Here is a 22,856-nt window from a genome sequence, read left to right as displayed (position 1 = left end):
GCTCACGCCCTCCACCCTGCTGCCACAATGGTCCGGTGCCCAGAGCCAAAAAGCACCCGATAGAGGGGTCCATAACGGCCGGTTCGGATTTCCTCCAGCTCGACGTCGGTACCGCTCCACCGGGCGGCAGGGCCGGCTGGCTGGCGGACCGGCTGCGCGTCGCGATCGCCGACGGGCGCATCCCGCTCGGCTGTCGGCTGCCGGCCAGCCGGGTGCTCGCCGACGAACTCGGGGTCTCCCGGGGCGTGGTCACCGAGGCGTACCAGCGGCTGGCCGAGGAGGGGCAGGTCGTCGGACGGGGCCGTGCCGGCACCGTCGTCGTCGCCGTCCCGGCCGTTGTTTCGCCGACCCCGGCCGTACCCGACCCGCCCGCGCCGGAAGCGGTCTTCGGGTTCGAACCCGGCACCGATATCTTCGACACGCTCCGCGCCGCCCCGGCCCGGATCGACCTGTCGCCGGGCGTACCCGACCTGGCGGCCTTTCCGCGTGCGGCGTGGCTGCGGGCCGAACGCACGGTGCTGCGGCACCTCGACGCCGCCGCCCTCGGCTACGGCGACGCGCGGGGCGCTCCCGCACTGCGGGCCGCGGTCTCCCGGTGGCTTGCCCGCAACCGTGGCATCCGTGCCGACCCGGACGAGGTGCTGGTCGTCACCGGTGTGTCCCAGGCGCTCGGCCTGCTCGCCCAGGTCCTGTGCGCCGATGGTGTGCACACCGTCGCGGTCGAGGATCCGGGTTCGCTCGGCGTCCGCCAGCATCTGCTCAACTGGCGGCTGGACACCCCGCCGGTGACCGTCGACGAGCACGGGCTGCGGGTCGACGAACTGGTCGCCGCCGGGCATCCGGCGGTGATGCTCACCCCGGCGCACCAGTTCCCCACCGGGGTGGTGCTGCACGGTGACCGGCGACGGCAGCTGCTCGACTGGGCCCGCGACGGCGGTCTGGTCGTGGAGGACGACTACGACGCCGAGCACCGCTACGACCGGCCGCCCGTGCCCGCCCTGCGCGCCAGCCTGCCGGGGCGGATCTGCTACACCGGCAGCGTCTCCAAACTGCTCGCCCCGGCCATGCGGGTGGGCTGGGTGCTCGCGCCGCCGCGGTACCGAGATGCGCTGGTGGCCGCGAAGCGGATGGCCGACCTGGGCAACGCCGTCCTGCCACAGCTGGTACTGGCCGAGCTGATGACCTCCGGCGATCTGGACCGGCACCTGCGTCTGCTGCGTCGCCGACACGTGCGCCGCCGGGATGCGATGATCCGGGCGATCGGCCGGCACCTGCCGGGGGCCACCGTGCACGGCGCGGCGGCCGGGCTGCATCTGACGGTGACCTTCGCGGGGGTCGGTTGCGACGTCACGCTCGCCACGGAGGCGTTGCGCCGGGGGGTGAAGACCCAGCCGCTGTCCTGGCACGCCCAACGCCCGTACCCGGCCGGACTGGTGCTCGGTTACGCCGCCGTCACCGGCGGGGAGATCGAGGAGGGAATCGGCACCGTCGGTACGGCCCTGCGTTCCCTGTCGACAGCCGGCGGGCACCGTTGACGGCCGTCGACGACGGTGGATAGTGTCGTCCACTGCCTGCCCCGGGAGACGCCATGGCCCGCGACCACGTCGATGTGCTCATCGTCGGCGCCGGCCTGTCCGGCGTCGGCGCGGCCTGCCACCTGCGCCGCGACTGTCCCGGCAAGACGTACGCGGTGCTGGAGGCCCGCGGTGCGATCGGCGGCACCTGGGACCTGTTCCGCTACCCCGGGATCCGCTCCGACTCGGACATGTTCACCCTCGGCTACTCCTTCAAACCGTGGACCGACCCGAAGGCGATCGCCGACGGCGACTCCATCCGTGACTACGTCCGGGACACGGCCCGCGAGTACGGTGTCGAGGAGCACATCCGTTTCCACCACCGGGTCGTGCGCGCCGAGTGGGACAGCGCCACCGCCCGCTGGACGGTGCACGCGCACCGCGTCGACAACGGCCAGGACATCGTCCTCACCTGCTCCTTCCTGTTCGTCTGCACCGGCTACTACCGCTACGACGCCGGCTACACCCCCGACCTGCCCGGCGTCGACCGGTTCGCCGGCGAGGTGATCCACCCCCAACACTGGCCGGACGGGTTCGACCACACCGGCAAACGGGTCGTGGTGATCGGCAGCGGTGCCACCGCGGTGACCCTGGTGCCGGCGATGGCGCGGCGGGCCGCACACGTCACCATGCTCCAACGCTCACCCACGTACGTCATCGCGCTGCCGTCGCGGGACGTGGTGGCCGACGCGCTGCGCCGCTGGCTGCCACCAGCCGCCGCCCACCGTCTGGTGCGGTGGAAGAACGTCCTGCTCGGCACGGCCAACTTCCAGCTCAGCCGGCGCGCTCCGAAGCTGGTGCGCAGCCTGCTGCGTCGGGCCGCGAAGGGTCGCCTCCCCGCCGGGTACGACGTGGACCGGCACTTCTCACCCCGCTACGACCCCTGGGACCAGCGGCTCTGCGTGGCACCCGACGGGGACCTGTTCGAGGCGGTGCGAACCGGGCGGGCGTCGGTGGTCACCGACACCATCGACACCTTCACCGAACGCGGGGTCCGGCTCGCCCGCGGTGAGGAGCTGCCCGCCGACGTCGTCGTCACCGCCACCGGGCTCAACCTGCTCGCTCTCGGCGGGATGACCGTCGCGGTGGACGGCGTCGACGTCGACCTGGCCGGCACCGTGGCGTACAAGGGGATGATGCTCTCCGGCGTGCCCAACCTGGCGCTGACCATCGGCTACACCAACGCCTCCTGGACCCTGAAGGCCGACCTGGTCGCCACCTACGTCTGTCGGCTGCTGCGCCATCTGGACGCCACCGGCGACCAGATCGTCACCCCGGTGGCCCCGCCCGACGGGCGACGGGCCCCGCTGATCGACCTGACCTCCGGGTACGTGCTGCGCAGCATGGCGACCCTGCCCAGGCAGGGCTCCCGCGCCCCGTGGCGGCTGCACCAGAACTATCCCCGGGACGTGCTGCTGATGCGGCACGGTCGGCTCGTCGACGAGGGGGTCCGCTTCTCCCGAGCGACCGCCGCGCTGCCGAGCACCGGCACCACCGCGAACCCGGTCGTCTGAACGCGACGGCCGTCCACCGCCCCGTACCACCCGCGCAGCAGGGAGACCACGTGCGACCATTCGTCTTCGCCGCCGGGACCGCCGTGGTCACCGGCGCCGCCAGCGGGATCGGGGCGGCGCTCGCGCACGGCCTCGCCCGCCGGGGCAGCCACCTCGTCCTGCTCGACCGGGACACCGACCGGCTCGCCGCGGTGGCGGCGGCGGTCCGTACCGCGTACCCGGACCGGCAGGTCCACACCCACGTGGTCGACCTGGCCGACCCGGCCGCGACGGACCGGGTGGCCGAGGCGATCCGCGCCGCCCACCCCCGGGTACGACTGCTCGTCAACAACGCCGGGGTCGCCCTCGGAGGGCGCTTCGATGAGGTCACCCTCGACGAGTTCGACTGGGTGCTCGACATCAACCTCCGGGCGGTGGTACGCCTGACCCACGCGCTGCTGCCGGCGCTGAAGGCCGAGCCCGGCGCGCACCTGGTCAACGTCTCCAGCGTCTTCGGGATGATCGCCCCTGCCGGGCAGGCCGCCTACGCGGCCAGCAAGTTCGCCGTACGCGGTTTCACCGAGGCCCTGCGGCACGAGCTGGTCGACGACGGCATCGGCGTGACCTCGGTACATCCCGGCGGGATCGCCACCGCCATCGCCCGCAACGCCCGGGTGGGCAGCGGCGTCGTCCGCGAGGAGTACGAGCGAAGTTTGCGCCAGTTCGAGAAGCTGCTGTCCATCGCACCGGCCACCGCCGCCGAGGTGATCCTGCGCGCTGTCGCACGACGTCGCGGCCGGGTGCTGATCGGCTGGTCGGCGCGGCTGCCCGACCTGCTGGCCCGGGTCCTGCCCGTCGGCTACGGGCGGGTGCTCGCGCTGGCGGCGAGGCCGGCGCACCGTCCGGCCCGGGTGGCGTCCCGTCCGGCCGTCCCGCCGCCGCTGCCCACCCGGGAACAGGCGTGACCGCGGGGGCCCGCCCGCGTCCCCGGCACGTGACCGTCGCCGGTCGGCGGGTCCGGCACCGCGTCGACGGCGACGGCCCGCCGGTGCTGCTGCTGCACGGCCTCGGCCGTTGCCTGCGTGACTTCACCGAGCAGCACGAGCTGCTGGCCCGCCGGTTCCGGGTGCACAGCGTGGACCTGCCCGGGTACGGCGGTTCGCTGCCGATGGCCGAGCCGTGCACCCTGCCGGCGTTGGGCAGGTTCGTCGGGCAGTACCTCGACGCGGTGGGCGTGGAGCAGCCCGCCCACCTGGTCGGCAACTCCCTCGGCGGGGCGGTCGCCATGCGGCTGGCCGCGACCGAGCCGGCCCGGGTGGCCAGCCTCGCGCTGGTCAACAGCGCCGGCTTCGGGCCGGAGGCGGCTCTGGCGCTGCGGCTGCTGACGCTGCGCCCACTGGGTCGGCTGCTGCTGCGACCGAGTCGCCGGATGGCCCGCCGGACGGAACGGATGCTCTTCTGCGACCCGGCGTTCGCCACCGAGGAGCGGATCGACCACGCGCTGGAGGTGGCCGGCCAGCCGTACACGGCACGGGTCATTCTGCAGACCTGCCGGCATCTCGGCACCTTCCGGGGTGTCCGGCCGCAGTGGCGCGAGGAGCTGCTGACCCAGGTGGCCGCCCTCGACATCCCCACCCTGATCGTCTGGGGCGACCGGGACCTGATCCTCCCGGCGAGGCACCTCGAGGCGGCGCGGGCCCGCCTGCCGCGGGCCCGCACCCACCTGTTCACCGACTGCGGGCACCTGCCGCAGGTCGAGCGGGCCGAGGAGTTCCACCGGCTGCTGGTCGACTTCTGGGCCGGTGAGCCGGCCGGCGGCGGTCGGACGGCGGCGGTCGGGGCGGACTGACGAGGTGCGAAGCGGCTCCCGCCGGGAATGCGGGGGTGGTGCCGGGTGACGAGGTGACCCTTTTTCTCAGCGGTGACGTGATGACCGGTCGGGGCGTGGACCAGATCCTGCCCCGGCCGGGTTCGCCGCAGCTGCGCGAGCAGGTGGTCACCGACGCGCGCCGGTACGTGGAGCTGGCCGAGTCGGTGTCGGGACCGGTCCCGCGCCCGGTGCCACCGGGGTGGCCGTGGGGAGACGCGCTGCGTCTGCTCGACGAGCAGCGGCCGGACGTGCGGATCGTCAACCTGGAGACCGCGGTGACCGGCCGGGGCGATTTCGCCCCCGGCAAGGCCATCCACTACCGGATGCATCCGGACAACCTGACGTGCCTGACCGCTGCCCGCATCGACGTCTGCGTCCTGGCCAACAACCACGTCCTCGACTTCGGGCCGGACGGGTTGGCCGACACCGTCGACAGGCTGCGCCGAGCAGGGATCACGCCGGTGGGTGCGGGCCGCGACGAGGCCGAGGCGTGGCGCCCGGCCCGCGTCGACCTGGGTGGCGGTCGTCGGCTGGTGCTCTGGTCGGTCGGGATGCCGTCGGCTGGGGTGCTGCCGCACTGGGCGGCCACCCGGCGACGGGCCGGCGTGGCGTACCTGCCGGAGGCGAGCGAGGAGTGTGCCGACGCGCTCGCCGCACGCATCGACCGCCAGACCCAGCCGGGCGACCTGGTGGTGGTCTCCGTGCACTGGGGATCCAACTGGGGGTACGACGTGCCGGCGGCACAGGTGCGGTTCGCGCACCGGCTGGTGCAGGCCGGGGTGCGCCTGGTGCACGGGCACTCGTCGCACCACCCGCGCCCGATCGAGGCGTACCGGGACGGGCTGATCCTCTACGGCGCCGGTGACCTGGTGGACGACTACGAGGGGATCGGTGGGCAGGAGTCGTACCGGCCGTGGCTGCGGCTGCTGCATCTGCCCACCTTCGACCGGACCGGGCTGGTCCGGCTGCGGCTGGTCCCGGTCCGGATCCGTCGGATGCGCCTACAGCCGGCGGCACCCGCCGAGGCTCGCTGGCTGGCGGCCCTGCTCGACCGTCTCGGCCGACCGTCGCGGACCGGCTTCGACCTGGATGCCGACGGTCTGATCATCCTGCGTCGGGCCTGACGTCCCGTGGCCGGGCCCGGCCGCGTCGCAATGCCCTGGACAACCCCGGAATTCATGATCCAAGCTGTTCGACGTGCCGCCGGACGCCGATTGCGTACTCACCCCCGCCCAGGCCGCCGCGGTGCGGCACGTGCGTGCCGTGGCGCGACGAAACCGTCCGGCGGCCCTCGCGGTGATCGCCCGGCACCTGGCCGGCTCCGGCGCCGGGTACGAACCGGAACACCTGATCTCCGCCGTCGCCGAGCAGGGGCGGCTGACCGTCAACTTCCATCCCGACCGGCTGCTGGCCGACGGGCGTACGGTGGCGCAGGCTCTCGCCGCTGAGGGGGTGTACCGCAGCCAGTTCGTCACCGGCATCTCCAACGGCGGGCTGACCGCGTATCCCGGAGGGGACCGGGACCGGTGGGAGGAGATGCTCTTCGGCGGCGCGTACCAGCGGCCAGGGGTGACCTTCGCCGACCGGCCGGTATACGGCGGCCTCAACCTGCTCGACCATCCGGATGGCGCCTGTGCCCGGTTCGGCTCCTGCTACCTGCGGCTGCGTCCGGCAGTGCTGGCCCGTACCACGCTCTGCTTCGGCGACAGTCACCGTGGCCCCACCGACCTCGGCACGGTGGACGTGCCCGAGCCGATCCTGGCCGCCCTGCTGACGGTCACCGCCGGAAGTGGGGTCAGCCTCGGCGTCGCGGGGATGGACACCGCCCGGTTGGTCGCCACCCTGCTGGACCGCCGGGAACAGGCGGTGTGGCGGCCAGGCGCAGCCGGCCGCGCGCTCGACGACTACGTGGAGGCGCAGATCCACGGGGGTGTCGACCTGGCCCGCGATGTCGAGGCCATCGTGGTCGACCCCTCGTTCGCGGGAACCGGCACCGGGCAGGTGCTTGCCAGGCTCGCTCGGCGGAGCGGTGTCGCACTGCTCTTTCACGGCGGCTTCGTGCTGCCGGTCGACGCGGTCGATCCTGACTTCCGCGGGCCGGCCATCCCACCTCTGGCGGTCCGGGTGCACGCCGAGTTCGCCGGGCCCGGCGAGCCGATCGACGCGGCGCTGATCGGTCGGGCCGCCGCTTCGGTGGTCCGCGACCCCGGCCGCTGGACCGACCGGGGGTCGACGGCCGAGACGCTGCAGCATCTCAAGCAGCTCTGGCACGTCCTCGTGGCGTTCGGCGCACCCCGAGGCTGAGGTTCGTACCGCGGTGGTCGGCCTGTCCGGATCTGCCCGGTGCCTGTGCCGCCGCCGCCAGCGACAGTGAGTATTCCCGGAATGGCCGACACGCGAAGCTGGTTGTGTCCCCCGTACCGCTGGCAGGCAAACCCCCGGGGGTGCCGGCAGTTCCTCCGAGGTGCGTTCGATCCGCAGCGCACCGAACGATCGAAAGGGCAACCATCGTGAAGGACGACTTCACTCGATGGCTCCCGGCCATCGCGAAGAACCGCAGGACCGCACTGAGCATCGCCGGTGTCGCCGCCCTGGGTGGGTTGGCGTTCGGCCCCGCCGCCGTGGCCGCTCCCGTCAGCGCCGGCCCACACGGGGGTGCCGTCGCCGCGATCGACCTGGCCACCGGCGGCAGGACCACTGAGGTGCCGGCAGAGAAGCCGGGCCGGGATGAACTCGTCCCGCACGGCGTGGAGGGCGCCCAGTCCCGCATTCCGCTGGACGACGCCCAACTCGCCAACGCCAGGGCCATCATCGAGGAGGCCAAGAAGACCGGTGTGGGCAAGCGCGGCGCGGTGATCGGTATCGCCACCTCGCTGCAGGAGTCCAAGCTCTACAACCTCGGCCACCTGGGCGCGTACAACGACCACGACTCGCAGGGCCTGTTCCAGCAGCGTCCGTCGTCGGGTTGGGGCACGCCCGACCAGGTCACCGACCCCGAGTACGCCTCCCAGGCGTTCTTCGAGGCGCTGAAGAACGTGCCCGGCTGGCAGGAGTTGCCGCTGACCACGGCGGCGCAGACCGTACAGGTCTCGGCGTTCCCGTACGCGTACGCGCAGTGGGAGGAGCAGGCGGCGGACATCGTCCAGCAGCTGTGGTGACCTCCCGGATCGAATGACCGGCCGGTCCCGTCACGCCGGGGGCCGGCCGGTCATTTCCTCTGCCCGCTGGCTCGCGTCGCGCCCACGTCCGGGTCCGTGCGGACCATCCGGCGGGTGAGGGCCACGTCCAGGAGGGCGGCGCAGAGGGCCAGCGCGACGAAGCCCATCGCCAGCAGCAGTGCGTGCCGCAGCGCCGCCGCCCAGTCACCGGCACTGCCGGCCAGCGACGAGAAGAACACCGCCCCGACCGCGGCGATGCCGGCGGCGGAGCCGATCCGCTGGCCGGTCTGCAACATGCCGGCCGCGCCGCCGGCTTGCGGCACCGGCACCTCGGCCAGGGTGAGGGTCTGGTTCGGTGTGATGACCAGCCCGCTGCCCAGCCCGGCCGCCAGCAGCGGCACCGCCGTGAGCAGCGGCACCCCGCCGATTGGGTCGCCGCGTAGCACCAGCACCACCGCACCGAGGCCGAGCAGCACGACCGCCAGTCCGGCGCCGACCAGCGGCCGGCCGAACCGGTCGACGACCCGCCCGCCGAGCGCCGATGCCAGCGCCGACCCGAGGGCGAACGGCGTGATCGCCAGGCCGGCGACCAGCGCGCTGTAGCCGAGGCCGTTCTGCAGGTAGAGCGTGAAGACGAAGAAGATCGCGGTGAAGCCGCCGAAGTAGACCAGCGCGAGCAGCGCGCCGAGGGTGTACGAGCGCAGCCCGAACAGTCGCAGGTCGAACAACGGGACCCGCCCACGCCCGGCGTACCGGCGTTCCCACCTGGCGAAACCGGCCAGGACGAGGATCCCCGTCGGGATCAGCGCCCACCGCCACGGGCTGTGCCAGTGCTCGCGTTGCACCAGCGGCAGCAGCAGAAGCAGGACCCCCGCACCGAGCAGCAGCACCCCGGTCAGGTCGAAGCGGTGTCGGTCCGGTAGCCCGGTGGGACGCGCCGGCAGCAGCCGCCAACCGAGCAGCACCCCGACAATCCCCACCGGAATGTTGACGAAGAAGACCCACCGCCAGCCGTGATCGGCGCCGCCGAGGGCGATCAGCAGCCCGCCCAGCAGGGGGCCGACCGCGGTGGAGACGCCGATGGTCGCGCCGAGCAAACCGAACGCGCGGCCCCGTTCGGCGTCCCGGAACAGCTGCTGGATCAGGCCGGTGACCTGCGGGTTGACGATCCCGGCGGCGGTTCCCTGGAGCAGCCGGGCAGCCACCAGCCAGCCGGGGGAGTTGGCCAGACCGGCCAGCGTGCTGGTGAGCGTGAACAGGGCGACGCCCACCACGAACGCCGTGCGTCGCCCGTGGGCGTCACCGAACCGGCCGGCCGGCACCAGGACCAGCCCGAACGTCAGCGCGTACCCGGATAGCACCCACTGCAGGTCGCTGGAACTGGCGTGCAACGACCGTTGCAGGGACGGGACGGCGACGTTGACGATGCTGACGTCCAGCAGCGTCATGAACGCCGCCACCAGGGCGACGCCGAGAGCCTGCCACCGACGTCGGTCACCCGTCGCGCCGGCCACCGACGGTCGGTCAGGCATGGCCGCCCGCGACCCGGGCACCGCGGCGGCTCACGCCAGCTGGCGGGCGCACCACCGGGGACCGAAGTCCAGCCCGGCCATCGGCGAGTCCTCCCGGTGCAGCAGGTTCTTCTCGGTGAGCAGGTGCAGGGGCTGGTGCACCTGCTCCTCCGCCATCCCCGCCTCCTCGGCGATCAGGGCCGGGTACGGCACCTGACCGCGCGACTCCAACGCCGCCACCGCGTCGTACACCCGTTCCTCGGCCTCCGACAGACGCACCTGCTGCATGGTGACCTCCTCGCCGTGACCCGCCCGTCGCCCGGGCGGTCTGGGTACCGCGGCTTACCCGCCGGGTGACCGACAATGCCCATCCGTTCGGGCGGTCGTGTCCCGCCGGGCCACGCGCGGTGCCCTAGGGTGGACCCGTGATCATCTGGGATCTCGTCGTCGTCGGCGCGGGCCCGGCCGGGCTGACCGCCGCCCGGGTCGCCGCCGCGGCGGGCGTGCGGACGCTGGTGCTGGACCGGGCCACGCACCCCCGCTACAAGACCTGCGGAGGGGGTCTGATCGGTACCTCCCTGTCGGAGGTCGCCGGCCGGATCGAGGTTCCGGCGCACGACCGGGTGGACCGGGTGACGTTCACCCGGGACGGGCGACGCGCCTTCACCCGCCGCCACCGCACCCCGCTGGTGGCGATGGTGCGCCGGGAGGAGTTCGACGACCGGTTGCGTGCCGCCGCGGTCGCCGCCGGGGCCGAGCTGCGCGAGGGCGTCGCGGTCCGCGGTGTGGAGCAGGACCCCGACGGGGTACGCGTACGCCTGGCCGACGGCACCACCGTGGCGGCCCGGACGGTGGTCGGGGCGGACGGCTCCTCGGGGGTCACCGCCCGGCACGTGGGTGTCCGGTTCCGGCAGGTGGACCTGGGCCTGGAGCGGGAAGTGCCGGTCCCGTCCGCTGTGCAGCGGCGCTGGCAGGGCCGGCTGCTGCTGGACTGGGGCGCCATCCCCGGCTCCTACGCCTGGGTGTTCCCCAAGGGCGCGTCGCTGACGGTCGGGGTGATCGCCGCCCGGGGCGAGGGTGACCGCACCCGGGCGTACCTGCGCCGCTTCCTCGACCGGCTGGGCCTGTCGGAGATGGAGCCGGAGCACGACTCGGGGCACCTGACCCGGTGCCGGGCCGACGACTCCCCGCTGCGCCGGGGACGGGTGCTGGTCGCCGGGGACGCGGCGGGCCTGCTGGAACCGTGGAGCCGGGAGGGGATCAGTTACGCCCTGCGGTCCGGGGCGCTCGCCGGTGCGGCGGTCGCCGCCGGCGACCCGGGGCACTACGAACGGGACGTGCGCGAGCGGCTGGTGCCGTCGATGCGGGCCGGGCATCGCCTGTTGGAGGTCTTCGAACGCCGGCCCGACGTCTTCCACGCCCTGCTGGCCACCCCGGCCGGCTGGCGGATGTTCGTGCGGTTCTGCCAGGGCCGGGCCGGCTTCGACCGGACGCTGACCCGCGTGCCGGTCCGAGCCGCTCTGGCGCTGCTGGATCGCCTGCCCCCGCTGCGGCAGCCGGCCGATTGAGCCCGGCCACCGGCCGGACCAACCTCACGTCGACGGGTCGCGGGGCGTCGGGCCCGCGACCCGTCGACGTGGTACGGGTCAGAAGACCGGCACGCCCTCGCGCACCAGTCGCCAGTTCGGCACGAAGAAGTCGGCCGGGTCGATGACACCCTTGGCCTGCGCCCAGTCGATCAGCAGCTGACGGATCTCCTGCTGCTCGTTGTACACCTGGGTCTTCACGATGCCGGGGAAGTTGCCGCCGCCGCTGCGGCGGTAGTTGTTGACCGCGACGACGAACCGCGAATCATCGGTGACCGGGGTGTCGGTGCCGGGCAGGACCAGCCGGGTGATCCGCTGCCCGACCGGCCTGGTGACGTCGATGTCGTAGTCCAGCCCGGAGAACACGTCGTAGTTGTAGTCCGGTACGGCCGGGTCGCTGATCGTCGTCGGGTCGACGCTGGCACCGACCGGCACGGTTTGGAAGTACCTGGCGGAGAACTCCAGGTACGTGCGGACCTCGGCGCCGGTGAGCACCACGGCCTCGAGGGTGTTGTCGAAGACGTACAGGCCCGCCACATCGCGGATGCGTACGTCACCCTGCGGGAAGATCGCGGTACGACTGAACGGCGCGGCGATCGACAGCACCGGCAGCGACGCGTACGCGGTGCCGGCGAGCGCCTTCGTGACCACCTCGGTCTGCACGTGGTTGATGAAGTCCAGGATCGGGGTGTCCCGGTACCGCGACGCGGCAGCCGACAACTCCTGCGATGACTGGGCAACCACGGTGTTGACGTAGTCCACCGTCTTGGCGTGCTGGCCGCGTACGGCGGCGAGCACCGCCGGGTCCTCGACGACGGTGTTGGTGTTCAGCATGGACGCCCGCTTGGCGACGACCTTCCAGCGGCCGCGCACCTTCTGGACGGTGAAGTCCATCCGGGTCAGCCGCTGGCCCCACTTGGACGGCTCGGCGGTGAGCACCTGTTCGCCGGTGACCTCGTTGGTGTGGAACCGCTCCACCACCTCGGCGTGCGCGTGCCCGAACAGGATCGCGTCGATGCCCGGCACCTGCCGCGCGATCGTCGCCACCGGGTTCTCGACCGGCAGCTCCGGGCCGTAGCTGGAGGTGCCGCTGTCGCCGCCGTGCGCGGAGACGATCACGAGGTCGGCACCGCGCTGCCGCATGATCGGCACCCACGTCGCGGCGGACTCGACCATGTCGGCGAAGATCAGCCTGCCCTCGACGTTGGCCTTGTCCCAGATCGCCGAACCGGGGTTGGTCAGGCCGAGGATGCCGACGTTGAGGGTGGGGCAGCCCTCGCCACCCAGCCGAACCTTCTTGATCAGGTACGGCAGGTAGGCCGGCCGGCCGGTCTTCGCGTTGAGAGCGTTGGCGGCCAGCGCCGGGAAGCCGAGCTGCTCGATCCACTTCGCCAGCAGCGGCAGCCCGTAGTTGAACTCGTGATTGCCCAGGGTGACCGCGTCGTACCGGAGGACGTTCATCGCGTTGGCCATCGGGTGCGTCTCACCGGTGACGGTGATCGGCTCCTGCTTGGCGTAGTAGGTGGCCAGCGGGGTGCCCTGGATGGTGTCGCCGGCGTCGAGGACGAGGGTCGCCCGGCCCCGACGCTCGGCGCGGATCTGGTTGACCAGGGTGGCCAGCTTGGCGACGCCGACATCGTTGTGCTTGCTGTCGTCGTACTCGGCGTCGCGGTAGTAGTCCCAGTTGTAGACGTGGCCGTGGGTGTCCGAAGTGCCCAGGACGGTCAGGTCCCAGGTCTTCGGGCCCTTCGCCGCGGCGGCCCGGGCGGGGGCGCCGGCGATCAGGGGCCCGGACGTCGCGGCGGCGGCGACGGCCAGCACCTGGCGGCGCGACGCGCCGGAGGAGGAGGTCATGCGGAACCTTTCGGGAAGGGTGAGGCGCCTCGTGGGCGCCGCTGCGCACCATAGGCGAGCCGTCGACGCGGCCGCCACACAGGCTCATGGTGTTTCACCCCACCGGCGTCGGCGGCCACCTCCGTGTGACACCACCACCGCATCGGTTACTTCGCTGGTCGACGGGGTAGGGCGGACAGGGACCAGGACGGACGACGCAGCAAGGGAGTGAACCGGTGAACCAGGACCAGTACGCCACTCAGGACCCGACGACGCAGTACGGCCAGCAGGAGGGGCAGCCCGCGCAGCAGCAGTCCGCGCCGGGTTCGACCCGCGAGATGGGCCCGAAGCCCGACCACGGCGAGGAGTCGTACCGGGGCAGCGGCCGTCTGGAGGGCCGGCGCGCGTTGATCACCGGCGGTGACTCGGGCATCGGCCGGGCGGTCGCGATCGCCTTCGCCCGGGAGGGCGCCGACGTGGTGATCTCCTACCTCGGCGAGGAGGAGGACGCCGACGCCCGCGAGACGGTGCGGCTGATCGAGCAGGCCAGCCGGCGGGGCGTGGCGGTACGCACCGACATCACCGACGAGGGCAACTGCCGGGACCTCGTCGCGCGTACCGTGGCCGACCTGGGCGGCATTGACATTCTGGTGAACAACGCCGCCTACCAGATGTCCCAGGACGAGGGGATCGCCGGCATCACCACCGCCCAGTTCGACCGGGTCCTGAAGACCAACCTGTACGCGATGTTCTGGCTGTGCCGGGAGGCCATCCCGCAGATGAAGGACGGATCGACAATCATCAACACCACCTCGATCCAGGCCTTCGACCCGTCGCCGCAGCTGCTCGACTACGCCACCACCAAGGCGGGGATCGCCAACTTCACCAAGGCTCTCGCCGCGCAGCTCGCCGCGCAGGGCATCCGGGTCAACGCGGTCGCGCCCGGCCCGGTCTGGACGCCGTTGATCCCGGCCACCATGCCGGAGGAGAAGGTGAAGCAGTTCGGCACCGACACCCCGCTGGGCCGGCCGGCGCAGCCCGCCGAACTCGCCCCCGCGTACGTCTTCTTCGCCTCGCAGGAGTCCAGCTACGTCACCGGTGAGATCCTCGGTGTCACCGGTGGACGCCCGACGAAGTGAACCGACACCGCGCCCGGGTGGTCTCCGCGCGGCCACCCGGGCCGGTGCGCCGCGCTGCGCCGGTCCTGCGGGTGCGACGGCTGCGCCGTGGGCGCGGCCGGTCAGCGGGGCCAGCCGGCGAACCGGTCCCGCATCCGGGCGATCTGCCCGGCGTCCAGGCCGTAACGGCTGAATCGCCGGTCCGACACCCGGTCCAGGTAGCGGCCCGCCTCCCGCACGTCGGAGTCCTCCAGCGCCGGATCGACCTGCCGGGCCAGCCCCAGCAGTTCGGCGACGGACCAGCGGTCCAGGGCCGCCGCCACGTCGATGTAGTCGCGTGCCTCGCGGCGGTTGACCAGGGCGGCGGTCTTGTTCGCCACCAGGTCCCGCACGTCCATCACCGGGCCGAAGTCCATCACCACGGGGGAGCGGTACCGGTCGAGGCGGGCCAGACTCAACCGGATCTGCCGGTCGCCGCGGCGCACCACGAAGTCCCGGAGGTCCTGGTCGACGCCGTCGAACAGCCCGCCGAGGTCGCTGTCGGGATCAGCGTCGGTGACCGTGTACCCGGCCCGTTCCAGCGTCGCGCGCACCTCCGTGGCCGCCGCCGCGGCCGCGCCCTCCACGTCGGCGAACAGGTCCACGTCCTCGGTGGGGCGGGTGACCAGGCCGTGCGCCGCCCAGGCGACGCCGCCGCCGAGCACGAACCGGTGCCGTCCGGCCGCGGTGAGTGCCACCCGGGCGACCTCGCGGTAGAAGTTGTGCAGGTGGGTCACGCGACCCGCAGACCCGGGTGCCGGCTCTCCCACGCCTGCCGTACCCCGCGCGGCAGGTTCAGCCCGCGCCACACCCGGCACAGGACGCGCCCGTTGATCAGCCGCCGCAGGTCGTCGGTGCGGGTGCTCTCGCGCAGCACGTTCTCGTACATCCAGAGCAGGTCGTCGGGCTCGGCCAGATCGAACGTCCGCTGCGCGTTCCACATCAGCCGCACCGGCAGCTCCACCACGCCGTGGGTGGGGCCGACCAGCTCGCCGAGCGTACGCGCCACCACGGCGGGCCGGCCCGGGCGGGCCAGGTACGCCACGGGGGCCACGGTGGTCTGCATGGCATCAGGGTAACCCCGGTGCGGACCGATCAGGCCGACCCGGTGCCGGCCCGGACCGGGTGAACGCCGCAATCAACCCCCGGCTGCGGCATACCGGGCTATCCGCTGCTTCGAACCACCGACCTGCCGTACACTGTGCGGCCCGCCTGGGGGCATCTCCCGCCGGATGTCCGGTTCAGGCGGCTGCCGGTTGGCGGAATGGTGGCAGGCGCCGGGTGGTTACATCTCCGGTACGACCGCAGCAGCGCGCCCCGCTGGCTGGCCGAGGGTGGTGCCCGGGCCGGAATGGTGGCCGGCCGGCGGTCGTTACACATGGTCCCGGCGCCGCCGTGCTTGGCGTGGCCGCGAACCCCGCAGGGTTCGCGAGAAGCCGGACCGTGACTTCCCCCTCTCATGAACTTTCTGAGCGTCCTTTCGAGGCGCTGCGCGTGTTGGCCGCACCCCCATGCGCCCGCGCGTCGATGTGTGAAGGAGTCACCCCCATGAACACGATCTTGCGTAAGAGTGTGCTGGGTGTTGTTGGTTTGGCGTTCGCCGGTGGTGTGTTCGCCGGTCCGGTCGCCGATGCCCGTGCTGCTGTGCCGGTGGTGCAGGTCGCGGTGCGGGCCGACAAGCCGGTCGTGGACAAGCTGGTTCCGCATGGTGTGCAGGGCGAGCAGTCGCGCATCGAGCTCTCCGGCGAGCAGGTCGGCAACGTCAGGGCGATCATCGCCGCGACGAAGAAGGCCGGCATGGACGAGCGGGCCGCCGTGGTCGCGGTCGGGACCGCGTTGCAGGAGTCGAAGCTGGAGAACCTGGGCCACCTGGGTGACCGCAACGACCACGACTCGCAGGGGCTGTTCCAGCAGCGTCCGTCCTCGGGCTGGGGCACGGTGGAGCAGATCACCGACCCCGAGTACGCGACCACCGCGTTCCTCAAGGGCCTGAAGCAGGTCGACGGCTGGCGGGACATGCCGCTGACCCGAGCCGCGCAGACCGTGCAGGTGTCGGCCTACCCGGACCACTACGCGCAGTGGGAACAGCAGGCCGCCGACCTCGTCGCCCAACACTGGAACAGCTGACCCACCCACAGCGCCGCCCCCGACCCGACCGGGCCGGGGGCGGCGCTGTAGCTCGTACGCCGAAAAAGATCTGCCACTCGGCTCGCGGACCGGCGAACCGCTGGCCTATGTTCAGGAGACGTCGGGTTGCGCGATGCCGGGAGGGAGGTGCCCAGGGTGGGGATCCGTACCTTCATCGAAGGTTGGCCGGTCTACCGGCAGCTCACCGGCACCGACCCGCTCGGCCGGGGCTCGGCGGCGCAGTCCGGCCGCTCGGCGCGGCTGACGGCCCGCACCGAGGACGCGGACACCGTGGCCCGCTCGGTCTGCCCGTACTGTGCCGTCGGCTGCGGGCAGCGGGTCTTCGTCACCGACGGCCGGGTCACCCAGATCGAGGGCGACCCGGACAGCCCCATCTCCCGGGGGCGGCTCTGCCCGAAGGGCGCGGCCAGCAGGAGCCTGGTGACCAGTCCGCTGCGGCAGACGAAGGTCCGCTACCGCCGGCCGTACGGCACGCAGTGGGAGGAGTTGGACCTCGACGTCGCCCTGGACATGATCGCCGACCGGATCCTCGCCGCCCGGGCGGAGACCTGGGAGGACGCCGACCACGCCGGCCGGCCGCTGAACCGGACGCTGGGCATCGCCAGCCTGGGCGGGGCGACGCTGGACAACGAGGAGAACTACCTCATCAAGAAGCTGTTCACAGCGATGGGGGCGCTCCAGATCGAGAACCAGGCCCGGATTTGACACTCCGCCACCGTCCCCGGTCTGGGGGCCAGCTTCGGTCGCGGTGGCGCGACGGACTTCCAGCAGGACGTCGCCAACGCTGACGTCATCATCATCCAGGGCTCGAACATGGCCGAGGCCCATCCGGTCGGCTTCCAGTGGGTCATGGAGGCCAAGCGCCGTGGCGCGAAGGTCTTCCACGTCGATCCCCGGTTCACCCGCACCAGCGCCGTGGCCGACACCTACCTGCCGATCCGGGCCGGCACCGACATCGCGCTGCTCGGCGGCGTCGTGCGTTACATCCTGGACAACGAGCTCGACTTCCGCGAGTACGTGCTGGCGTACACGAACGCGGCGACGATCGTCAGTGAGCGGTTCGTCGACGCCGAGGACGGCGACGGCCTGTTCTCCGGCTTCGATCCCGAGACCGGCAGCTACGTGCAGGACAGCTGGCAGTACGCGGGCCGCGAAACCGACTCGGGCAGCGGTCACACCGCCCGCGCCCGCGACAGCGCGGCCGGGCTGCGCCACGAGTCGCACGGCGCCCGGGTCGGCGGGGCGGTGCAGCGCGACGAGACGTTGCAGCACCCGCGTTGCGTGTACCAGATCCTCAAACGGCACTTCGCCCGCTACACCCCGGAGATGGTGGAGCGGGTCTGTGGCGTCGGGCGAGAGCAGTTCCTCAAGCTGGCCCGCGCCTGGACGGAGAACTCCGGCCGGGAACGCACCGGGGTGCTGATCTATTCGGTGGGCTGGACGCAACACAGCGTCGGGGTGCAGTACATCCGCACCGGCGCGATCATCCAACTGCTGCTGGGCAACATGGGTCGCCCGGGCGGCGGCATCCTGGCGCTACGCGGGCATGCCAGCATCCAGGGTTCCACCGACATCCCGACGCTGTACAACCTGCTGCCGGGGTACCTGCCGATGCCGCACCACGCCGACCACCCGACGTTCGACGCCTGGGTGGACGGCATCCGGCATCCGGGCCAGAAGGGCTTCTGGGGCAACGCCCGCGCGTACGCGGCCAGCCTGCTCAAGGCCTACTGGGGGGACGCGGCGACGCCGGAGAACGACTTCGGCTACGGCTACCTGCCCCGGATGACCGGTGACCACGGCACCTACCAGCAGGTGCTGAACATGATCGACGGGAAGGTGAAGGGGTACTTCCTGCTCGGCCAGAACCCGGCGGTCGGCTCGGCGCACGGCCGCGCCCAGCGGCTGGGCCTGGCCAACCTCGACTGGCTGGTGGTCCGTGACCTGTTCATGATCGAGAGCGCGACGTTCTGGCAGAACGGCCCCGAGGTCGCCACCGGCGAGATCGTGCCGGAACAATGCCGCACCGAGGTGTTCTTCCTGCCCGCCGCCGCGCACGTGGAGAAGGAGGGCACCTTCACCCAGACCCAGCGGCTGGTGCAGTGGCGGGAGAAGGCCGTCGAGCCACCCGGCGACGCCCGCTCCGAGCTGTGGTTCTTCTACCACCTGGGCCGGCGGCTGCGGGAGAGGCTGGCCGGCTCGCCGCACCCCCGGGACCGGGCGCTGCTCGACCTGGCCTGGGACTACCCCACGCACGGCCCGCACGCCGAGCCGAGTGCCGAGGCGGTGCTGCGCGAGATCAACGGGTACGAGGTGGCGACCGGCCGCCCGCTGTCGTCGTTCGCGCAGGCGCGCGACGACGGCTCCACCGCCGTGGGCTGCTGGATCTACACCGGCGTGTACGCCGACGGTGTCAACCAGGCCGCCCGGCGCAGGCCCGGCCACGAGCAGGACTGGGTGGCCGCCGAGTGGGGCTGGGCCTGGCCGGCGAACCGCCGCATCCTCTACAACCGGGCCTCCGCCGACCCGCAGGGTCGGCCGTGGAGCGAACGGAAGCGCTACGTCTGGTGGGACGAGGCGACGGGCGAGTGGACCGGCTACGACGTGCCGGACTTCGAGCGGACCAAGCCGCCGACCTACCGGCCGCCCGAGGGTGCCTCCGGTCCGGAAGCCCTCGCCGGGGACGACCCGTTCGTGATGCAGGCCGACGGCAAGGGGTGGCTGTACGCGCCCAGCGGGGTGCTCGACGGCCCGCTGCCGACGCACTTCGAGCCGGCCGAGTCCCCGCTGCGCAACCCGCTGTACGGGCAGCAGGCCAACCCGGCCCGCAAGGTCTACCCGCACCCGGTGAACTCGGTGAACCCGAGCCCGCCGCAGGAGCACGGCCAGGTCTTCCCGTACGTGTTCACGGTCAGCCGCCTCACCGAGCACCACACCGCCGGCGGCATGAGCCGGATGGTGCGACCGCTGGCCGAACTGCAGCCGGAGATGTTCGTGGAGGTGTCCCCGGCGCTGGCCGCCGAGGCGGGCCTGACCCATCTGGGCTGGGCGCACCTGATCAGCGGCCGGGCGGTCATCGAGGCGAAGGTGCTGGTCACCGAGCGGCTCACCCCGCTGCGGGTGGACGGCCGGGTGATCCACCAGCTGTGGCTGCCGTACCACTTCGGGTACGAGGGGATCGTCACCGGCGACTCGGCCAACGACCTGTTCGGCATCACCCTCGACCCGAACGTGCTGATCCAGGAGAGCAAGGTGGGCACCTGTGACGTACGCCCGGGACGCCGTCCCACCGGCCCGGCCCTGCGGGACCTGATCGGCGACTACCGGCGACGCGCCGGCATCGTCCCCGGCGTGCCGCCGCCCGTGATGACCACCGAACTCCGGCCGCCGGCCGGGAACACCGACGCGGGACCGAGGGAGAACGACGATGCCTGACGGCGACAGCCTGGCCGGTCCACTCGACCCCGCCCCGGACGCGGGCTGGGTCGCGGCAGGCCCCCGGATGGGCTTCTTCACCGACACCAGCGTCTGCATCGGCTGCAAGGCGTGCGAGGTGGCCTGCAAGGAGTGGAACGACGTCCCGGCGTCCGGCTTCGACCTGCTCGGCATGTCGTACGACAACACCGGCGCGTTGACCGCGAACTCGTGGCGGCACGTGGCGTTCGTCGAACAGTCCCCGCCGACCGGCCACGACACCCCCGGGACGCGGTTTCTCGGGATGCCCGGCCCGCGACCACCCGGCCGGGACACCGGCGTCGAGGAACGCACCGACTTTCGCTGGCTGATGATGTCGGACGTCTGCAAGCACTGCACCCACGCCGCCTGCCTGGACGTCTGCCCGACCGGAGCGCTGTTCCGCACCGAGTTCGGCAGCGTCGTGGTGCAGCAGGACATCTGCAACGGCTGCGGCTACTGCATCCCCGCCTGCCCGTACGGGGTCATCGACCAGCGTCGCGGCGACGGCCGGGCATGGAAGTGCACCCTCTGCTACGACCGCCTCGGCGCCGGCCTGACCCCGGCCTGCGCGCAGGCATGCCCGACCGAGTCCATCCAGTACGGCCCCCTCGACGAACTGCGGGAACGGGCCGCGACGCGGGTGGCGCAGCTGCACGCGCGCGGGGTACCGCAGGCCCGCCTCTACGGTCACGACCCGAACGACGGGGTGGGCGGCGACGGCGCGTTCTTCCTGCTGCTCGACGAGCCGCAGGTGTACGGCCTGCCACCCGATCCGGTGGCCGCCACCCGGGACCTGCCCCGGATGTGGAGACGCGCCGGCCTGGCCGCGCTGACCATGGCGGCGGCGGCCGTCGCCGCGTTCGTCGGACGTTCCTCGTGAGCCGGCAGCCCCGGGTGGGTGACCTGTTCCGCCGGTTCCGGCAGCGTCTCGACGGCCCCGCGCCGCACGACGTCCCGCCCGCCGGCCCGGGCCGGGCACGCCCCCGCGGCGGAGAGGAACTGCGGGTGCCCGAGGCCGAATTCACCTCGTATTACGGGCGGCCGATCCTGAAGCCGCCGGTGTGGCGGTGGGACATTCCCGCGTACCTGTTCACCGGCGGGCTGGCCGCCGGATCGTCGCTGCTGGCGGCCGGTGGGCAGCTGACCGGCCGGCCGGCGCTGCGCCGCGCGGGCCGGGTCACCGCGCTCGGCGCGGTGACCGCCAGCGCGTACCTGCTCATCCACGACCTCGGTCGACCGGCCCGCTTCCACCACATGCTGCGGGTGGCGAAGCCGACCTCGCCGATGTCGGTGGGCACCTGGATCCTCAGCGCCTACGGCCCGGCCGCCGGACTCGCGGCGGTCGCCGAGGTGGCGACCTGGCTGCCCGAGCGGGGTGCGGCAGGGCGGGCCCGCCGGCTGCTGCCGCCGGCCGGACAGGTCGCCGGGTTGGCCGCCGCCGCCACCGCGCCGGCCCTGGCCACGTACACCGGGGTGCTGCTCGCCACGACGGCCGTGCCGTCCTGGCACGGGGCGTACCCCCATCTGCCGATCATCTTCGCGGGCAGCGCCCTGGCCAGCGGCGCCGGCGTGGGGCTGATCGCCGCGCCCTGCGGGCAGGTCGGGCCGGCGCGTCGACTGGCGCTCGCCGGCGCGGCCCTGGAGCTGTACGGCGCGCGGTCGGTGAAGACCCGCCTCGGGCTGCTCAGCGAGCCGTACACGACCGGCGCTGCGGGCCGGCTGCTGCGCGCCGGGCGGGCGTTGACCGTCGCCGGGGTTTTTGGCGCGCTGGTGGCCCGGCGCAGCCGGGTCCTCTCCGGGCTCTCCGGGGCCGCGTTGCTCGCCGCGTCGGTCGCCACCCGGTTCGGGATCTTCCACGGCGGGGTCGCCTCCGCCCGGGATCCGAAGTACACCGTGGTGCCGCAGCGGGAACGGCTGCGTCGCCGCCAGGCCGACCCGGACTGAACCTCGACGCGGATCCGCACGCCGGGCTGTGGTTGACTCCTGCACGGAGACGTTCAGGCGGCTGGTGCCCCTCGCAGCCTTCAAAGCTGTCGTGGTCCGGGAGCCGGGCCAGGCGGGTTCGATTCCCGTCCGTCTCCGCCATGCCACACGGAGGGGCCACAGGGATGGGCGAGCCGGCGGCCGACCCACGGCGGCGGGTGCCGCGCACCGACACCCTGCTCGCCGATGCCCGGCTGGCCGCCGCCGTCGCCACCCTCGGCCGGGACCGGGTCAAGGCCGCCGTCGTCGCCGCCCAGCACCGGGCCCGCCGCGGGGAGATCACCCCCGAGGAGGTGGCCGCCGCCACGCTGGCGGGGCTGCCCCCGCCGACGCCCCGGGCGGTGCTCAACGCCACCGGCGTCGTGCTGCACACCAACCTCGGCCGGGCACCGCTGTCGGCCGCCGCCGTGGCCGCGGTCGTCGCCGCGGCCGGGCACACCGACGTGGAACTGGACCTCGCCACCGGCCGGCGGGCCCGGCGCGGCCGGGACACCCTGGCCGCGCTCGCCGCCGCGGTGCCCGACGCCGCCGCCGTGCACGTGGTCAACAACGGCGCCGCCGCGCTGCTGCTCGCCGCCACCGTTCTCGCCGCCGGCCGGGAGGTCGTGATCAGCCGCGGTGAACTGGTCGAGATCGGCGACGGCTTCCGCCTGCCGGAGCTGTTGGAGAGCACCGGTGCCCGGCTGCGCGAGGTCGGCACCACCAACCGCACCACGCTGACCGACTACGCGCGGGCGGTCGGCCCGCACACCGGCTTCGTGCTCAAGGTGCACCCGGCCAACTTCGTGGTCACCGGCTTCACCTCCGCCGTGCCGGTGCGGGAGCTGGCCACCCTCGGCGTGCCGGTGGTCGCCGACATCGGCTCCGGCCTGCTCACCGGCGATCCGCTGCTGCCCGACGAGCCGGACGCCGCCACCACCCTGCGCGCCGGGGCGGCCCTGGTGACCGCCAGCGGCGACAAACTGCTCGGCGGCCCGCAGGCCGGGCTGCTGCTCGGCGACGCCGACCTGGTCGAACGGCTGCGCCGGCATCCCCTGGCCCGGGCGCTGCGGGTGGACAAGCTGACCCTGGCCGCCCTCGCCGCCAC

The 22,856-nt window shown here is 73.0% G+C and carries 19 protein-coding genes and 1 tRNA gene; 15 read left to right on the top strand and 5 right to left on the bottom strand.

The genetic code is table 11. From position 1 onward, the window contains the following. Nucleotides 1–35 precede the first annotated feature (35 nt). The 7 genes from E1166_RS12715 to E1166_RS12685 all read left to right on the top strand — a co-directional run bounded on the left by E1166_RS12715 (nt 36) and on the right by E1166_RS12685 (nt 8,095). Nucleotides 36–1,535, top strand: coding sequence for a PLP-dependent aminotransferase family protein (locus E1166_RS12715; protein ID WP_132338677.1), 1,500 nt, complete (start codon nt 36–38; stop codon nt 1,533–1,535). Nucleotides 1,536–1,588: 53 nt separating this feature from the next. Then, entirely contained in the window at nt 1,589–3,088 is a 1,500-nt protein-coding gene (locus E1166_RS12710) for an NAD(P)/FAD-dependent oxidoreductase (protein ID WP_132338675.1), read from the top strand. Between the two features lie 50 nt (nt 3,089–3,138). Next, nucleotides 3,139–4,032, top strand: a complete 894-nt coding sequence (locus E1166_RS12705; RefSeq protein ID WP_132338673.1) for an SDR family oxidoreductase — start codon at nt 3,139–3,141, stop codon at nt 4,030–4,032. Further along, complete coding sequence (locus E1166_RS12700) at nt 4,029–4,916, top strand: alpha/beta fold hydrolase (protein ID WP_207914202.1); 888 nt, start codon at nt 4,029–4,031, stop codon at nt 4,914–4,916. The genes E1166_RS12705 and E1166_RS12700 overlap by 4 nt, the downstream gene beginning before the upstream one ends. Before the next feature lie 53 nt (nt 4,917–4,969). Further along, nucleotides 4,970–6,061 carry a CapA family protein gene (locus tag E1166_RS12695; RefSeq protein WP_243710320.1) on the top strand — a complete coding sequence of 364 codons (1,092 nt, stop codon included), beginning with the start codon at nt 4,970–4,972 and terminating at the stop codon, nt 6,059–6,061. Nucleotides 6,062–6,134: 73 nt separating this feature from the next. Then, nucleotides 6,135–7,241, top strand: a complete 1,107-nt coding sequence (locus E1166_RS12690; protein WP_243710319.1) for a DUF3626 domain-containing protein — start codon at nt 6,135–6,137, stop codon at nt 7,239–7,241. A 206-nt stretch (nt 7,242–7,447) separates the two neighbouring features. Continuing rightward, nucleotides 7,448–8,095, top strand: a complete 648-nt coding sequence (locus E1166_RS12685; protein ID WP_132338671.1) for a hypothetical protein — start codon at nt 7,448–7,450, stop codon at nt 8,093–8,095. Nucleotides 8,096–8,145: 50 nt separating this feature from the next. On the opposite strand, the gene E1166_RS12680 is transcribed toward E1166_RS12685, so the two are convergent. Together E1166_RS12680 and E1166_RS12675 are read right to left on the bottom strand one after the other, a co-directional pair. Then, entirely contained in the window at nt 8,146–9,627 is a 1,482-nt protein-coding gene (locus E1166_RS12680) for an MFS transporter (protein WP_132338669.1), read from the bottom strand. A gap of 30 nt (nt 9,628–9,657) precedes the next feature. Then, nucleotides 9,658–9,894, bottom strand: coding sequence for a hypothetical protein (locus E1166_RS12675; protein WP_132261799.1), 237 nt, complete (start codon nt 9,892–9,894; stop codon nt 9,658–9,660). Nucleotides 9,895–10,031: 137 nt separating this feature from the next. Here E1166_RS12675 and E1166_RS12670 point away from each other — a divergent pair, with 137 nt between their 5' ends. Beyond that, the gene (locus E1166_RS12670; protein ID WP_132338667.1) at nt 10,032–11,174 is read left to right on the top strand and encodes a geranylgeranyl reductase family protein; all 1,143 of its coding nucleotides are present in this window, start codon (nt 10,032–10,034) and stop codon (nt 11,172–11,174) included. Between the two features lie 78 nt (nt 11,175–11,252). Here the strand turns inward: E1166_RS12670 and E1166_RS12665 are convergent, their stop codons facing one another. Then, nucleotides 11,253–13,046 (bottom strand): 5'-nucleotidase C-terminal domain-containing protein, encoded by a 1,794-nt coding sequence (locus tag E1166_RS12665; RefSeq protein ID WP_132338665.1) that lies wholly within the window; start codon nt 13,044–13,046, stop codon nt 11,253–11,255. A 215-nt stretch (nt 13,047–13,261) separates the two neighbouring features. Between E1166_RS12665 and E1166_RS12660 the strand changes: the two genes are divergently transcribed. Next, entirely contained in the window at nt 13,262–14,164 is a 903-nt protein-coding gene (locus tag E1166_RS12660) for an SDR family oxidoreductase (RefSeq protein ID WP_132338663.1), read from the top strand. Between the two features lie 101 nt (nt 14,165–14,265). Here the strand turns inward: E1166_RS12660 and E1166_RS12655 are convergent, their stop codons facing one another. Continuing rightward, nucleotides 14,266–14,919, bottom strand: coding sequence for a nucleotidyl transferase AbiEii/AbiGii toxin family protein (locus tag E1166_RS12655; RefSeq protein ID WP_132338661.1), 654 nt, complete (start codon nt 14,917–14,919; stop codon nt 14,266–14,268). Next, nucleotides 14,916–15,248, bottom strand: a complete 333-nt coding sequence (locus E1166_RS12650) for a hypothetical protein (RefSeq protein ID WP_132261785.1) — start codon at nt 15,246–15,248, stop codon at nt 14,916–14,918. Before E1166_RS12650 ends, E1166_RS12655 begins: the two co-directional genes overlap by 4 nt. Nucleotides 15,249–15,730: 482 nt before the next feature. On the opposite strand from E1166_RS12650, the gene E1166_RS12645 reads away from it, so the two are divergent. The 6 genes from E1166_RS12645 to selA all read left to right on the top strand — a co-directional run. Further along, entirely contained in the window at nt 15,731–16,309 is a 579-nt protein-coding gene (locus E1166_RS12645) for a hypothetical protein (protein ID WP_132338659.1), read from the top strand. Nucleotides 16,310–16,465: 156 nt separating this feature from the next. Beyond that, a complete protein-coding gene (fdh, locus tag E1166_RS12635; protein WP_207914200.1) occupies nt 16,466–19,765 on the top strand; it encodes a formate dehydrogenase in 3,300 nt (1,099 codons plus the stop codon). Next, a complete protein-coding gene (locus E1166_RS12630; RefSeq protein WP_132338653.1) occupies nt 19,758–20,666 on the top strand; it encodes a 4Fe-4S dicluster domain-containing protein in 909 nt (302 codons plus the stop codon). Before fdh ends, E1166_RS12630 begins: the two co-directional genes overlap by 8 nt. Next, nucleotides 20,663–21,730 (top strand): NrfD/PsrC family molybdoenzyme membrane anchor subunit, encoded by a 1,068-nt coding sequence (gene nrfD, locus E1166_RS12625; RefSeq protein ID WP_207914198.1) that lies wholly within the window; start codon nt 20,663–20,665, stop codon nt 21,728–21,730. Before E1166_RS12630 ends, nrfD begins: the two co-directional genes overlap by 4 nt. A 45-nt stretch (nt 21,731–21,775) precedes the next feature. Then, nucleotides 21,776–21,871 (top strand) — tRNA-Sec (locus tag E1166_RS30895). Nucleotides 21,872–21,894: 23 nt separating this feature from the next. Next, the coding region (selA, locus tag E1166_RS12620; RefSeq protein ID WP_132338649.1) for an L-seryl-tRNA(Sec) selenium transferase at nt 21,895–22,856 on the top strand (962 nt) is incomplete at its 3' end.

This window comes from Micromonospora sp. KC213, assembly GCF_004348325.1.
GTDB lineage: Bacteria > Actinomycetota > Actinomycetes > Mycobacteriales > Micromonosporaceae > Micromonospora.
This window is presented reverse-complemented; position numbering and strand designations above follow the sequence as displayed.